This is a genomic window from Paenibacillus sp. 2KB_20, assembly GCF_052115765.1.
Classification (GTDB): Bacteria; Bacillota; Bacilli; order Paenibacillales; family Paenibacillaceae; genus Paenibacillus_AQ.
This window is the reverse complement of record NZ_JBFRHH010000012.1, coordinates 76,316-91,175: the sequence shown is the minus strand read 5'-3', so window position 1 is coordinate 91,175 and position 14,860 is coordinate 76,316. Positions and strand designations below refer to the sequence as shown.

Annotated in this window: 8 protein-coding genes and 1 pseudogene; all 9 read left to right on the top strand. The window is 48.4% G+C overall.

Translation table 11 applies throughout. The annotated features are described in order from the left end of the window. Window positions 1–21 precede the first annotated feature (21 nt). The 9 genes and pseudogenes from AB4124_RS26580 (at window position 22) to AB4124_RS26540 (ending at window position 14,770) form a co-directional block, all read left to right on the top strand. Window positions 22–1,395: an extracellular solute-binding protein gene (locus tag AB4124_RS26580; RefSeq protein WP_441974693.1), complete on the top strand. Its 1,374-nt coding sequence runs from the start codon at window positions 22–24 to the stop codon at window positions 1,393–1,395. 296 nt (window positions 1,396–1,691) lie between these two features. Then, window positions 1,692–3,965, top strand: coding sequence for an FIMAH domain-containing protein (locus AB4124_RS26575; RefSeq protein ID WP_441974692.1), 2,274 nt, complete (start codon window positions 1,692–1,694; stop codon window positions 3,963–3,965). Window positions 3,966–4,250: 285 nt separating this feature from the next. Further along, window positions 4,251–4,850: a short chain dehydrogenase gene (locus tag AB4124_RS26570; protein WP_441974691.1), complete on the top strand. Its 600-nt coding sequence runs from the start codon at window positions 4,251–4,253 to the stop codon at window positions 4,848–4,850. Between the two features lie 354 nt (window positions 4,851–5,204). Then, window positions 5,205–6,074, top strand: coding sequence for a hypothetical protein (locus tag AB4124_RS26565; RefSeq protein WP_441974690.1), 870 nt, complete (start codon window positions 5,205–5,207; stop codon window positions 6,072–6,074). 214 nt (window positions 6,075–6,288) lie between these two features. Next, a pseudogene (locus AB4124_RS26560) lies at window positions 6,289–7,025 on the top strand (alpha/beta fold hydrolase). Window positions 7,026–8,038: 1,013 nt separating this feature from the next. Continuing rightward, the gene (locus AB4124_RS26555) at window positions 8,039–11,089 is read left to right on the top strand and encodes a collagen-like protein (RefSeq protein ID WP_441974689.1); all 3,051 of its coding nucleotides are present in this window, start codon (window positions 8,039–8,041) and stop codon (window positions 11,087–11,089) included. Window positions 11,090–11,214: 125 nt separating this feature from the next. Then, window positions 11,215–12,327, top strand: a complete 1,113-nt coding sequence (locus AB4124_RS26550) for a tetratricopeptide repeat-containing glycosyltransferase family 2 protein (protein ID WP_441974688.1) — start codon at window positions 11,215–11,217, stop codon at window positions 12,325–12,327. Beyond that, on the top strand, window positions 12,320–13,903 hold the full coding sequence (locus AB4124_RS26545) for a glycosyltransferase (RefSeq protein ID WP_441974687.1): 1,584 nt from the start codon (window positions 12,320–12,322) through the stop codon (window positions 13,901–13,903). The genes AB4124_RS26550 and AB4124_RS26545 overlap by 8 nt, the downstream gene beginning before the upstream one ends. 18 nt (window positions 13,904–13,921) lie before the next feature. Next, window positions 13,922–14,770, top strand: coding sequence for a hypothetical protein (locus AB4124_RS26540; protein ID WP_441974686.1), 849 nt, complete (start codon window positions 13,922–13,924; stop codon window positions 14,768–14,770). The last annotated feature ends 90 nt before the right edge of the window (window positions 14,771–14,860 follow it).

Below are 14,860 nucleotides of genomic sequence, written 5' to 3'. Positions count from 1 at the left end.
GGTAAATAAAGGTGGACACATATGGCTAAATCCGACCGGTATACTTTTCAAAATAAAATGAAGCGCATGGTCACCGATCTGCGGCAAAAAATTAAAAGCGGCGCTTACGCTCAAGGCGATTATCTTCCTTCGGAAATGTCTCTGATCGAGCTGTACGGTCTAAGCAAAAATTCGGTCCGGCAAGCGCTGGATCAGCTGGTTCAGGAAGAATTGATCGTTAAAGTGCCCCGTGTGGGCACCCAAGTGGTTGCTTCTACCGGACAAGTCCGGAAGATTCGTTTCGGTATGTATCCTTCTCTATATGCAGAGGCGGAAATGGAGGCCCTACTTGCCCTGTTCCAGGAACGGCACCCGGATATTTTTGTAGAAATCGTGGACCTGCCGTATGAACATGCGGAAAGCATCGCGAACCTGATGCGACTTGGCATTGTGGACGTGTTGTCCGTCAACATGCAGGATATGATGCATTTCCAGGAGAGCGGAAGTACCGGTCTGTTTCTCCCACAGCAGCCCTATGCGTCAACCTACACTTTTTTGCATGCTCCGTTCGTGGATGCAGAAGGCAAGCTGGCGGCAAAGCCGTTCATTCATTCTCCCGTGATTTTAGCCTACAACAAGGAGCATCTTCGGGAAAAACGACAGTTTGAGCCGGACAGTGGTTGGAGCTGGGACGATCTTCAGCGAATGCTGAGGGAGCTGAAAAGCCCCGGACGTTACAGTCTGGCCCTGCAATTGTATTCACTGAACCGATGGCCCATTTTCCTCATGCAGAATAGAGGCGATACGGAGATTGATTCGTCATGGAGCCGGGCGATCGAGGGTTTGTCCTGGCTCCGCGGGCTGATTCACGAGGACGGCATGTTCCCGTTGGCGCTAGCTCAAGGCGCTTTTGAAGCGGAGAATCTGTTCCGTGAGCAGAAGGTCTCCGTCATTTTGACGACGTATTATCTGCTAAACCAGCTGAAGGGAGCGTCCTTTACTTATGACGTGGCGCCTCTGCCGCATTTTGATAATGGAACAACACTACTATTGGGCACCGGGATCGGGGTAAGCGCCCACTCCAAAGAGCAGGAGCTGGCCCAAAACTTTGCCGATTTCCTGGCCTCTAACGAGGTGCAGGAATACATCCGCAGGCATTCGTACAGCCTACCAGCAAACCGCTATATTACTGAGAATGTGGATCCGGAGATGGAGGGACGGCCCTCCCGTCTCAACCTGCACCGAGAAATGGCTCATCTATATAAGACCTGCAAAGATATACGACTAAGCCTGGATGAGATGCTGCTGTTCCGCGAGCAGTTGAAGCAATACTTCTCTTATCTGATCGATGAGGAAGAGCTGATGTCCGGGCTGGGAAGTAAAACAACAAGAGATAAATGGATTCGTAAGCTGTGACCACCGTGGTCACGGCTTTTTTTTACTTTCTCGAATTTACAAGTTTTCAGTGAGGCTGAACGATTCTATCATTCCAAGATAATGACCAGATAAGAACCAGTTGACACTATATAGGGTATATGCTAAATTCTTTGCGAGTATATGAACTACATAAATACCAGGACTTCATGATTCAACATTCTTAGTCGGGGAGGGATGCCGCGATCCTTACTTGGTAAAACGATCAAGTTTACCTGCACAGGTCGGACAGTTATTTGATTTACAGTACATTCCATAATAGAAATGAGGATGAATTGATGAACGTTACCCACAGCAAACCTCTAGCGAAGAAGGGACTCCGTCATCTATGTTTCGCCATTTGCGTCATCTTGCTGACCGCGGTTTTCTTCCCGGCAAGCGCCTCGGCGGAAATCGGCAAAACCTACAGCGACCCTATCGATTTGGGCTCCCCAATGCAGAGCGTTGCCATATATGACGGAGCCTTTGGCATACAAGACGGGCGCGAGGTTATGTATACAACGGTATCCGGCAAGCCGCCTATCTTTCATGTCATTGATCTGAAAACCAAAGAGGTGCTAAGCACGCATCCGCTGACGGGTTCCGAAAGCTCTTGGACGCATATTACGACCCCTGACGGGACGGTGTATATCGGGGGGAACGGCACACTGTACTCCTACTCTCCGGTGACTAAACAATTGAAAGTTCTGGGCGGCATCGGTGAGCAGGTCGTATATGGCTTGTCTCACGATGAGCAGGGCCGGGTCTACTTCGGTTCTTATCCCCGTGCGAAAGCGGGCCGCTACGATCCCGCTACAGGGGAGATGAAGGACTACGGCATTGTAGGCACGGGCCAAAGCTACAGTCGTTCCACTGCGTATCATGATGGATACCTGTATGTCGGCATCGGGATAGAAGGCAGCATTGTGAAGGTCAATGTGGAGTCTGGCGAGAAGGAGACCATCCAGATTCCGAGCTACAACGGAGCGGTTGACATCGGCATGGTGAACCAGTTGGATGTCGCGGGCAAATATTTGGTTGCCGGCATCAGCAAAGGAAACAACGCGCTTTTGTTCTATGATCTGGATCTGCAAAAATGGAGCGAGACATACCACTTGAACAATAAAGGCATTCGTCTCTCTTACGGACCGGAAGGCAGCAATAAAATCTATTTCGTGCAGAATAACCATCTGATGGAAGTGGATTTGAATACCCTTACTGCTGTCGACACCGGTGTGGTGTACGGAACGTTCCTGCGCAATACGGCCTGGGTTGAGGTTCTAAACGATCCGGATCTTCCAGGTGTTTCTCTTGCAACCGTTCAATTCGGCGGCAGCGTAGCCTTCATGAATCTTACGACCAAACAGGTCAAGGCGATTCCATATCCGGTGAAAGGCAACCCGATTCCTGTCCAGACGATGGAGAACGGTCCGGATGGACGTCTGTTCATTAGCGGATACCCTGGCGGAACAGGGTCTGCGTATTCGATTGAGACAAGAACCTTCGAGAACTTCCCTATGGGTCAGTCGGAAGGGATGGTGTCCATGAACGGCAAGATGTATATGGGCGTTTATCCTGGGGCGGATATCTTTGAATACAATACGGAAAATCCGACACAGCGTAAGAGCCTGTTCAAAATTACCGGCCAGGATCGACCGTTCATCATGAGAGCCGCGGACGGCAAGCTGTTTATCGGTACCATTCCGGATTACGGCAAACTCGGTGGATCCCTAACCATTTATGATCCGGCCAACGGCAGCAATTATACCGAATACAAGAACGTCATCAACAATCAGTCGATTGTCGGCATTGCGGTGAAAGATGGCAAGGTCTATGGTTCCACCACCGTCGCTGGCGGACTGGGCATCACTCCTTCAGAACCGGCGGCCAAATTGTTTATCTGGGACATCGCGACCGGCAAAGTGGAGAAGGAATGGGTACCTTCCATTGAAGGCGCTTCTCCCACGCCTCATATCATCAGCGGTACGAGTTTTGGTCCGGACGGGCTGCTGTGGGCGGCTTTTGACGGAACGTTATTCGCTGTAGACCCGAACACCCTGGAAATTGTAAAAAGCAAAACGATTTACGAAGGTGTTGAGAAATACGGCAATTGGCGTCCGGTATATATTCGCTGGAGCGAGGACGGCCTTATGTATCTGACGCTTGCCGGTCATGTCACCGTGGTCAATCCGGAAACGATGGATTACCAGACGCTGGCGGAATCCCAGCATGTGAATTTGGGACACGACGGCAACATTTACTACACGAACGATACGCAGCTGATGAAGATTGAAGTGTCTGATGCGGCGGCACCGGATAGGCTGGGCTCCCTGATGGACGATATTCAGTCCTGGAAGTTGCAGGGTGATATCAGCCATCCGCTTAGCCAGCAGATCGGCAATGCTCTGAAACAAGCAGAGCTAAAGCATAAACAGGGCAAGAAGGATCAGGCCGTGAAGCATCTGAATGATGCGCTCAAGCATCTGAATAAAGCCAAAGCGGGAAGTATTACGGAAGAAAAGCGTTCGGAAGTGGAGCAGCGCATACAAGCGGTCATTGGTGAATGGTCTTGATTTTAGCAGAGAATCGGTTTAAGTAGATATTCTTTCCAGGAAAAACATCTACGAATAGAAAGTCGCCCATTGAGGCGACTTTTTATGTCTTACCGATGATGTGTTAATATAAACATGGTTTTTAAGATGCGCTGAATGGATATTTTCAAAAGGATATTCAGCGATTTTCTCAGGGACCCAATCAATATTGAATTTATTCATCAGCTATGGGATTCTTATCTCCAAGGGAAATTCCCTAAATGAAACATGGTGCAAGGTTTTTTGCAGATGGAAAGGAGAGCAAACATGAAAATAATCATGGTTGGGGCAAGCGGTACGATTGGACAAGCAGTCGCCAAAGAACTAGGACAACATCATGAAATCATTCGCGCTGGAAGAAACGGAACAGACGTAATGGTTGATATTACATCGGTTGATAGCATCAAAAACATGTATGAGCAAGTTGGGAAAGTGGATGCAGTCATTAGTGCAACAGGCGGTGCTCATTTTGCTTCTATTACCGAATTAACGCCTGAGTTAAACGAAATAGGGATTGAAAGTAAACTTAAAGGGCAAATCAATTTAGTCCTTTTGGGAATGGACTACGTTAATGACAGCGGAAGCTTTACTTTAACAACGGGTATCATGATGGATGATCCCATTCCTCAAGGTGCATCAGCGGCCATGGCCAATGGTGGTGTTAAAGCGTTCGTTAAATCCGCCTCGATTGAAATGCCTAGGGGAATCCGTATAAATAGTGTTAGCCCTAATGTCTTACAAGAATCACTTGGAAAATATGGCGAGTTTTTTCCGGGCTTTGAAGCAGTTCCTGCTAGTCGCGTAGCCCTTGCTTTCAAAAAAAGCGTAGAAGGAGCACAAACCGGACAAAATTATGAAGTTTATTAATCATATATTGAAAGCCGCGGAAATCGCGGCTTTTTTTTGTTTTAACGATATCGAATAATCTTGGAAGACTAGGACTTCAAGTTTTAAGCTCGAACCAGTTACTACCGAATGACCCAAAAGTCCCTCTTGCTGGGCCTACAAAAGAATGAAAGTTTGGGCTGTTTTGTATGACCAACCGAAGCACACCTTTCGGACGAATTCCGACAAAACTTTATAGACGAAAAGAATCATTTTTTCGGGAAGTTTGATGAAATGGGTGTACGCTGGGGGTTGGATATAATACGATCAGACAAAGTGTTTTTGTTCATGAACACGAACGAAATCGAATCATACCGATAAATGGAGGGAAACACTGTGAAATTATTAGGGACGATTATGATTATAATGGTGAGCATCTTCTTGCTCGGCATGGGTTGTACGGATCAGGAAAAGGAAGTGGAAACGACACTTGGACAATCCGAGCAAAACGGCGACGATATACGCATACCGCACAATGAACGGCTTCATTTATCCACCGATAAGAAATGGATCGAGGAAGAAGGGCATCAGTCCGATCTGATTCGATTGCAATGGACGGCAGAAAGGGCCAAGCCGGCGATTGTCTGGGTTGACGAGAATGGCAAGGACAAGACGGCGATCATTTCCCATGACAAGGCAAACAATCCGGAGCAGCAGGATCATAAGCATATCTCGTTCGAGACGACTATGTCGCCGACTGGTCAATACCCCAACCAGTTGTTTACCCGGTTTGAAATTCCGTTTGACACCGACGTAAGCGAGATCCGTACACATTCGTCCAATTTCAATGTCATGAGTGGTATCTTGCGGGTAGCCGGCGAAAGCGGGACGAACCGGGATATCCAACTAAGTGCAGCCGGCAAGGATAATGAGACGACACCGAGATGGGCCGTACGGGCCGACAGTTTAGAGGAATCGGGTGACAATGCAGGAGCCAACCTGCAGTTCGTCCGTTATGGAGATGACGGCAAAGTGCTCGATTCCCCGCTCACCGTGCAGCGCAGTGACGGCAATATCGGAATTGGCACGAATGAACCCGACACCAAGCTCGATGTAAACGGGGATATGCTGCGTCTTCGCGAAAAGTATACGCCCGCTTCGTCCACTGCTGCATGCAGCCAAGGACAGATTTCTTGGGACGACCAATATGTATATGTGTGCGTTGCCCAAAACAATTGGAAAAGAACCGAACTATCCTCCTGGTAGTTTCTACGCCGCTGATCTGTATCAAGATCAGCGGCTTTTTTTGTTATTAGCTATGTTCTAATGCCGCTGATTTCTTCGACTAGGGTCTAGGTCCAATTCAGTCTCGGGATGGATTTGGAGTAAACGAGCCTAAGGTACAATGAGATGTAATGAAATCTACATTGGATTTTCCGCAATTTACTTCAAGCTTTAAGCTGAAAGGTGTCCCAAGACCATGAGAAAATTGAAAAAAACATTAAGAATTATGGGGGTAACACCAATAGCACTACTCATAACAGCCCTAATTTTTCCTACATGGACATCGTCCATCAAAGGCGAAAATAGTATTAGCATATTAGAACAAGTAGAGATGAATGGAAGCAAGCAAGAACTGATGATACGCGGCGATGACAAGAACAATCCCGTTATTTTATTTGTCCACGGAGGACCTGGAGCTCCGGAAATCCCTTATGCCGCGGCATATCAAGACTTGTTGGAAACCCGGTTTACGGTTGTTCATTACGACCAAAGAGCCAGCGGAAAATCCTATCGTTTTTTTGAGGATTACGCTAATCTTTCATCGGAATTGCTGGTAAATGACTTATTGGCTTTAACGGATCACGTTTCGGAACGTCTGGGCAAAGAAAAGATAATTCTCATTGGACATTCTTATGGTACGTATATTGCTGCACAGGCGGCCCATAAGGCTCCCGAAAAATATGAGGCTTATGTCGGGATTGGCCAGATGGGGGATACCTTAACAAGCGAGATGGACAGTTTAACCTACTTAATCAGCGCTATTTTATCATGGGCGATTATGACTATATGACGTCCTCTCATGCAGCAAAAGAATTTTTCGATAAGCTTGAAGCCGATCAGAAGGTGTTTATCGCGTTTGATCAATCTGCGCATTATCCGCAATTTGAAGAGAAGGAAAAATTTTTTGAATGGGTGTGCGAGACATTTCTTTAGCATTCATTCTGGATTACTGGTATTGGGCAATTCACACTATAGGCATATGACAATATAATGAGATATTTCTTTTAGTAAAGGGGAGCCTCATAAGTAAGTTCCGGTGTATCGAGTCAAACCCATTGTTGCAAAAAGGACTCCGAAATCAATCTGCACACAGCCTGTGATAAATGGGAGTGAACCGTTATAAACCGTCTACATCGTTAGCCGATAAGATAGTTTTTCCTGCTTAAGCGCCCCCCTGATTGCCCGACTTAGCCGATAATACATCCCATACTTTCATCTTTTGAGTTATCGCAGCGTCAATTATCGCTTCATAACAGATAGCAGAACAGTGGCTGAAATGATTACTCAGCAGAAAGTTGATTGAGTGATTTGAAAAGCATCTCTTTTTGAGGTGCTTTTTTCTTTTATCCATGTTAGAAAAACCATTTCAACGGGTGTTTACAGCACCTGGAAAGTGCTTGACTGGGAATCAGCACAATAGAAAATACATTAAATAGGCGAATACCGTGTTGATATTAGTCTCCCATCCGTAGAATGTTGTGATACCCGGAAGATCGTGGTCAAGTAAGAACAACAACTTCCGAAAGGAGAACGATAAGTGACCTATCGGAATCGAATACGTATGTTGAATGTTGCAGAAAGGCGTCTGCGGAGGGCAAAACACTCTTTAGTCCAGGAAAGAACTGAACGTGCAGTAAATGAGATTGAGGCCACAATAGTCATTATGATTGGAGTGTTCGGGAGTTTAAATAGTTATAAAAAAACCAAACATCCTTGGAAAGGTGGGGGGGGAGCCAAAAACAAATATACGGGAAAGGTCACGAAAAAGGTGTGTAAGAAAAGTAAATACGGCAATGAGAGAATTGCGAGAAGCCAAGAATTTTGTGAAACAAAGAAAAACAATTCGTGCTAAGAAAGAAATTGCAAACTCCCTACTTCACCTTAATCAAGTATTGAGATGTATCAGAAAACTTAAAAATTCTAAAACAAAGGGTCCATACGGAACAATGGGTGCAACTGAAGTAACTGGATACACTGGTGAACTGGATACGCAAGAGAGACTAGACAGACCGGAGTCAATGGCGCTACTGGAGCTAACGGATCCACCGGAATTTTCTGGAGCGACTGGAGTTACTGGAGCTATTGGTGCAACTGGAGCTACTGGTGAAACTGGGGCAACCGGAGTGACTGGAGTTACTGGAGCAACTGGTGAAACTGGGACTACTGGAGCTACTGGAGTGACTGGTGCAACTGGAGCAAGCGGAGTAACTGGAGCGAGTGGAGTAACTGGTGCAACTGGAGCCATCGGAGCGACTGGTGAAATTGGAGCCACTGGAGTGACTGGAGAAACTGGGGTCACTGGAGCAAGCGGAGCCACTGGAGCAAGCGGAGCCACTGGAGCAACAGGAGCCACTGGAGTGACGGGTGCAACCGGAGCCACTGGGGCAATCGGTGCAACCGGAATCACTGGAGCAACCGGAGCCACTGGAGCAACAGGAGCCACTGGAGCAACAGGAGCCACTGGAGCGACCGGAGCGACTGGACCAACTGGAGTCACTGGAGCGACTGGAGTCACTGGAGTGACTGGAGCCACAGGAGCCACTGGAGTCACCGGAGCCACTGGAGTGACTGGGGCAACCGGCGCCACCGGTGAAACTGGAGCGACTGGAATGACTGGAGCTACTGGAATGACTGGAGCTACTGGAGTGACGGGTACAACCGGAGCAACTGGGGCAACCGGTGAAACTGGAGCGACCGGAGCCACAGGAGCAAGCGGAGTGACTGGAGTTACTGGAGCTACTGGATTGACTGGTGCAACTGGAGCAAGCGGAGTCACTGGAGCGACTGGAGCAACTGGAGCCACCGGAGCTACTGGTGAAACTGGATCGATTGGAATGACTGGAGCAACTGGAGCAACTGGGGCAACCGGAGTGACTGGAGCCACCGGATCGACTGGGGCAACCGGCGCCACTGGAGTGACTGGAGCCACAGGAGCAACCGGAGCGACTGGAGCAACCGGAGTCACTGGAGCAACCGGAGCGTCTGGAGTGACTGGAGCGACTGGAGCGACTGGAGCGACTGGAGCAACCGGAGCCACTGGAGCGACTGGAGTCACCGGAGTGACTGGAGCGACTGGAGCGACTGGAGCGACTGGAGCAACAGGAGTAACTGGAGCGACCGGAGTGACCGGAGCGACCGGAGCCACTGGAGCAACCGGAGCCACTGGAGCGACCGGAGCGACTGGGACGACTGGAGCCACAGGAGCCACTGGAGCGACTGGAGTCACAGGAGTGACTGGAGCGACTGGAGCGACTGGAGTGACTGGAGTGACTGGAGCCACTGGAGTGACCGGAGTCACTGGAGCAACCGGTGCGCCCGGAGTGACTGGAGCGACTGGAGCAACTGGAGTGACCGGAGCCACAGGAGCAACCGGTGCGCCCGGAGTGACTGGAGCGACTGGAGCAACTGGTGAAACTGGAGCCACCGGTGCGACCGGAGTGACTGGAGCCACTGGAGCAATCGGAGTGACTGGTGAAACTGGAGCAACCGGAGCAACTGGAGTGACTGGAGCCACTGGTGAAACAGGAGCAACTGGAGCAACCGGAGCAACCGGAGTCATTGGAGCAACCGGTGCGACCGGAGTGACTGGAGTAACCGGAGCAACCGGAGCAACCGGAGCTACTGGAGTCACTGGAGCAACCGGAGCGTCTGGAGTGACTGGAGCGACTGGAGCCACTGGAGCAACGGGAGTGACCGGAGTAACCGGAGCGCTTGGTGCAACTGGAGCTACTGGAGTAACTGGAGCAACCGGAGCGTCTGGAGTGACTGGAGCGACTGGAGCGACTGGAGCGACTGGAGCGACTGGAGCAACCGGAGTGACCGGAGTAACCGGAGCGCTTGGTGCAACTGGAGCTACTGGAGTAACTGGAGCAACCGGAGCGTCTGGAGTGACTGGAGCGACTGGAGCAACAGGAGTAACTGGAGCGACCGGAGTGACCGGAGCGACCGGAGCCACTGGAGCAACAGGAGCCACTGGAGCGACTGGAGTGACCGGAGCGACCGGAGCCACTGGAGCAACAGGAGCGACTGGAGCGACCGGAGCGACTGGAGCAACAGGAGCGACWGGAGCGACTGGAGCGACTGGAGTAACTGGAGYGACTGGAGYGACTGGAGCGACTGGAGCGACTGGAGTGACTGGAGCGACTGGAGTGACTGGAGCGACTGGAGTGACCGGAGCCACTGGAGCAACAGGAGCGACTGGAGCGACTGGAGCGACTGGAGTAACTGGAGTGACTGGAGCGACTGGAGTGACCGGAGCGACCGGAGCCACTGGAGCAACCGGAGCGATTGGTGCAACTGGAGCTACTGGAGTAACTGGAGCAACCGGAGCGACTGGACCAACTGGAGCGACCGGAGCGACTGGACCAACTGGAGCGACTGGAGCGACTGGAGCGACTGGAGTCACTGGAGCCACAGGAGCGACTGGGGCAACTGGAGCGACCGGAGCGACCGGAGTTACTGGAGTGACAGGAGCGACCGGAGCCACCGGTACAACAGGTGCAACTGGAGTCACCGGAGCGACTGGGGCAACTGGAACAACCGGAGCCACTGGAGCCACTGGAGTAACAGGAGCAACAGGTGTGACTGGCTCGACTGGCCCGACGGGGTCTTTCCAACAGTTTCAGGTATCGGAGAATTCACCAAATACGACGGGAAGTTCAGCAATCCCGATAGCTGCCGCCGCGACAACATTAAAAAGCGTTACAATAACAGGAGTTCCAGCTGGAAGTAGAGTTTGGTTAACGGGAATCGTCGGTTGGCAATCTACTGCGGGTACTACAGTGCTCGAGTTACAAATTCTCCGTGGAGCAACAATTGTATTTAGCATTAATCAACATGCAGTCGGAAATAGCACATTTGAAGCAACAAGTGTTGACCACGTTGATCTAACTCCTGGAACAGGGAATGTTACGTATTCGTTAGCTGCACTAACTACTGTAGGTACAGCAAACGCTATTGGAGCAATTACCTTTATAGGAGCTTTAATACAGCCTTAGGCTAAAGAGGCGGCTAATTCTTGAGGGATGGCCGCTTTTACCTTTTGGAGGTGTTTTTCCAAATTAGGGAATCTAGGATCACATGGTTATATTCCCCGGAATATAACTGTAATGGGGTGAGCGATTTGATTTCCATTAGCCTTTGTATGATTGTAAAAAACGAAGAGGATAGTATCGATCGTTGCTTGAAGTCTGTTCAGGATATCATTGATGAAATCATGATTGTAGACACAGGGTCAACTGACAAGACTAAAGAAATTGCACTTCAATATACGGACCAGATTTTCGACTTCGAATGGATGGATGACTTTGCAGCGGCCCGGAATTATGCCTTTCGTCTCGCTACGAAGGACTACATCTTTTGGATGGACGCGGATGACGTTTTAAAGGATGAAGATCGTAAGAAGTTTATTCATCTTAAAGGGATTCTCGACCAATCCGTTGATTCCGTTACAATGGATTACCATTTGGCATTCGACGAATTTGGAAATGTCACTTCGAGCGTTAGACGGAATCGTCTCGTAAAGAGGGAGAACAACTTCCAATGGATTGGTGCAGTCCATGAGTACCTTGAAGTGTGGGGGAACATTTTGAATAGTGACGTTGCCATCACGCATAACAGACTCCACCATGATAGCGACAGAAATCTTAAAATTTACGAAACACGATTACTTCGCGGCGAGGAGTTTTCACCGAGGGACCTATATTACTTTGCAAATGAACTCGTTGATCACCGGATGTACGAACAAGCGATTTGTTATTACGAAAAATTTCTGGCCACAGGTAAAGGGTGGGTCGAAGATAACATTTCTTCCTGCGGGAAATTAGCGGATTGCTACCACGAGCTTGGTAATCGGGAACGGGAGTTGGAATCCTCTTTACGCTCCTTTCAATACAGCAGCCCACGCGCTGAATTTTGTTGTCGTATCGGATATCATTTCTTGAACCATGGCGATATTCGGACAGCGATATTCTGGTATAAGCTGGCCACACAACGCAAACAGACAGGGGATAACTGGGGATTTATTAACCCTGTATGTTCGACGTGGTTGCCCCACCTTCAGCTATGCGTATGTTACGACCGAATTGGCGAATACAGGCTTGCCTACAATCATAATGAGATAGCCCGTAGCTATCGACCGACTGACCCAAGAGTCACTCAGAATAAACGGTATTTGGAATCTGTCTTAGGGATGGATGAAGGAATAAAGGTCGACGGCGGTGATCTTCATGAATGAGAACAAAAAGCGCATATTAATCGGAAGCCCTATCCATCAAAAGCCGGCCATACTAAAAGAGTTTTTAGTTTCACTGCATTGTTTAAGGCAGGATGATGTGGAATTCGGATATTTATTCATTGACGACAACCAAGATAAACAGGCCAGTGATATGCTTCGAGATTTCGCCAAGGTTATGGCTCCTGTTACGGTACTGGCATCCGGGCAAGGGGACGAATATTGTCGGGACGAAAATACGCATTTTTGGAACGAGCATCTTATTTGGAAAGTAGCAGAATTTAAGAATACCATGATCCGACATGCCATTGATGAACAGTATGACTTTTTGTTTTTAGTCGATTCGGATTTGCTATTGCATCCCGAAACAGTTGAACAGCTAGTCGCTTCGGGAAGAGATATTGTGTCGGAGGTTTTTTGGACATCATGGCAGCCGGATTCTGCACCCCAGCCTCAAGTGTGGCTTCGTGACGAATATACACAATGGGAACAACAACGGGGAGAGGATTTGAGTAAGGAAGAAATTGCCGTCCGTTATGACCAATTTATTACTCAGCTAAAAGTTCCAGGGATATATGAGGTAGGGGGATTAGGGGCCTGTACTCTTATCAGCCGTCATGCGATGGTCGCCGGGGTCAATTTCAAGCCCATTAAAAACCTTTCCTTTTGGGGGGAGGATCGTCATTTCTGTGTTCGTGCCGCCGCGATTGGATTTCCGTTATATGTGGACACTTTTTTTCCGGCATATCATATTTATCGCGAATCTGACCTAGAGGGGGTAGAGAAATTCAAACGAGAGCATGGGGAAGAAATCACTCCATCGAACAGGGTCTTATTCCCAAGTGACGTTTGTAAAAAAATAGGCCCTGCGGTAAACCGAGGACAAAAAAAATTGACGTTGACCATGGTTTTGAAAAACGAGGGGAATCGCTACTTAAGGCAAGTACTAGAAGAACATCGGAAATATATCGACGAGGCAGTGATCATCGATGATGCAAGCGTAGATAACACGGTGGATGTTTGCCTTGACACGCTACAAGGGATACCGGTTCGGATAGTGAGGAATGACATTTCAAAGTTTAACAACGAGGTCGATTTACGAAAGCAACAATGGGAGGAAACATTAAAAACCGAACCCGATTGGATTCTGAATCTCGATGCAGACGAAATATTTGAGAGTCGTTTTTCTGAGGAAATCCATCTACTGTTAAAGCAATCGGAAGTCGACGTGGTTTGCTTTCGGCTCTATGATTTTTGGAATCAAACCCATTACAGAGAGGACCATCTTTGGCGATCACACTTTACTTACCGCCCTTTCTTGATCCGTTACCGGCATGATTTTGTATACAATTGGAAGGAAACTCCGCAGCATTGCGGGCGTTTCCCAGAAAACATATTTGAACTGCCCCACCAACTGTCCGATCTCCGCTTGAAGCACTACGGATGGGCAAAATCCGAATACCGCATTGAAAAACATCAAAGATATATGTTACTTGACCCGGAAGCGAAATTTGGTTGGATGGAGCAGTATTTATCTATATTGGATGAAAATCCGAATCTGATCCCATGGATCGAATAGGGAAAAAGGGGCGGTTTTATGAAAATTATTCATACCCTGCCTGTAATGATCCGAAGCGAATGTTTCCGTGATGATGATCTAAGTATGGCAAGAGCATGCTTCGAAAGCTTACGGTCATCGGAGGATCATCTTGTTGTTTTATATAATCAAGGGTGTCTAAGTAATGATAATTTGAGGGCGTTGCTAACTTCTTGCGGCTTATCCGCGGTAATTCTTGGCGATGGGGAGAATATAGGTATCGCCCGAGCAAGACAAACCTGTTTTGAGTACATTTGGAAACATCACAGGGATGTTGAATACATCTCAGAAATTCATGTTGATATGGTATTTCCCCGAAACTGGTATGTACCTCTGCTTGATTTTTTAGCCAATTCCGATGAACCCATGATCTCCCCTGGCATTGTGACCATGTATGGTGAACTGCAACCAAGCGGCCTTGATGCAGTGACTCCTGATGATCAAGAGGCGGAATTAATTACTTTATTGGGCGAATTGAAGCGAGATGAAGTCGTAGAAGGATTTGTTCATCCTGTAGTTCATAAAGCAAGGATCTTACGCGAAATAGGGGGATACGATACCCAATTTTTACGAGGGAAACAAGGATACGAGGACGATAGCTTGCTCTTGAGTTACTACTATTATATGGGGACACGAACGAACTGGAGGCCAAAGTGCTATCTGAAATCATGGGTGTATCATGCCACGATGGCGCAGCGAATGACCCTTCCAGATAAACATAAGGAATTTGCTTTAAACGAGGAAGGGTTAATCCGCCAATATGGAGCATATGGCTTGATGAGATTATCGAATATCCATCGAAATCCTTCTGCCTTCGATAATCTTCTTCAAAAAATTATACAACAATAGCTGTTAGGGGGTGTCGGAGGACACGAACATGCAAGCATAAGAAGTCGCCAAGCAGCCGGCTTTTTCGTTTTAACGATTGCTGACTGGATT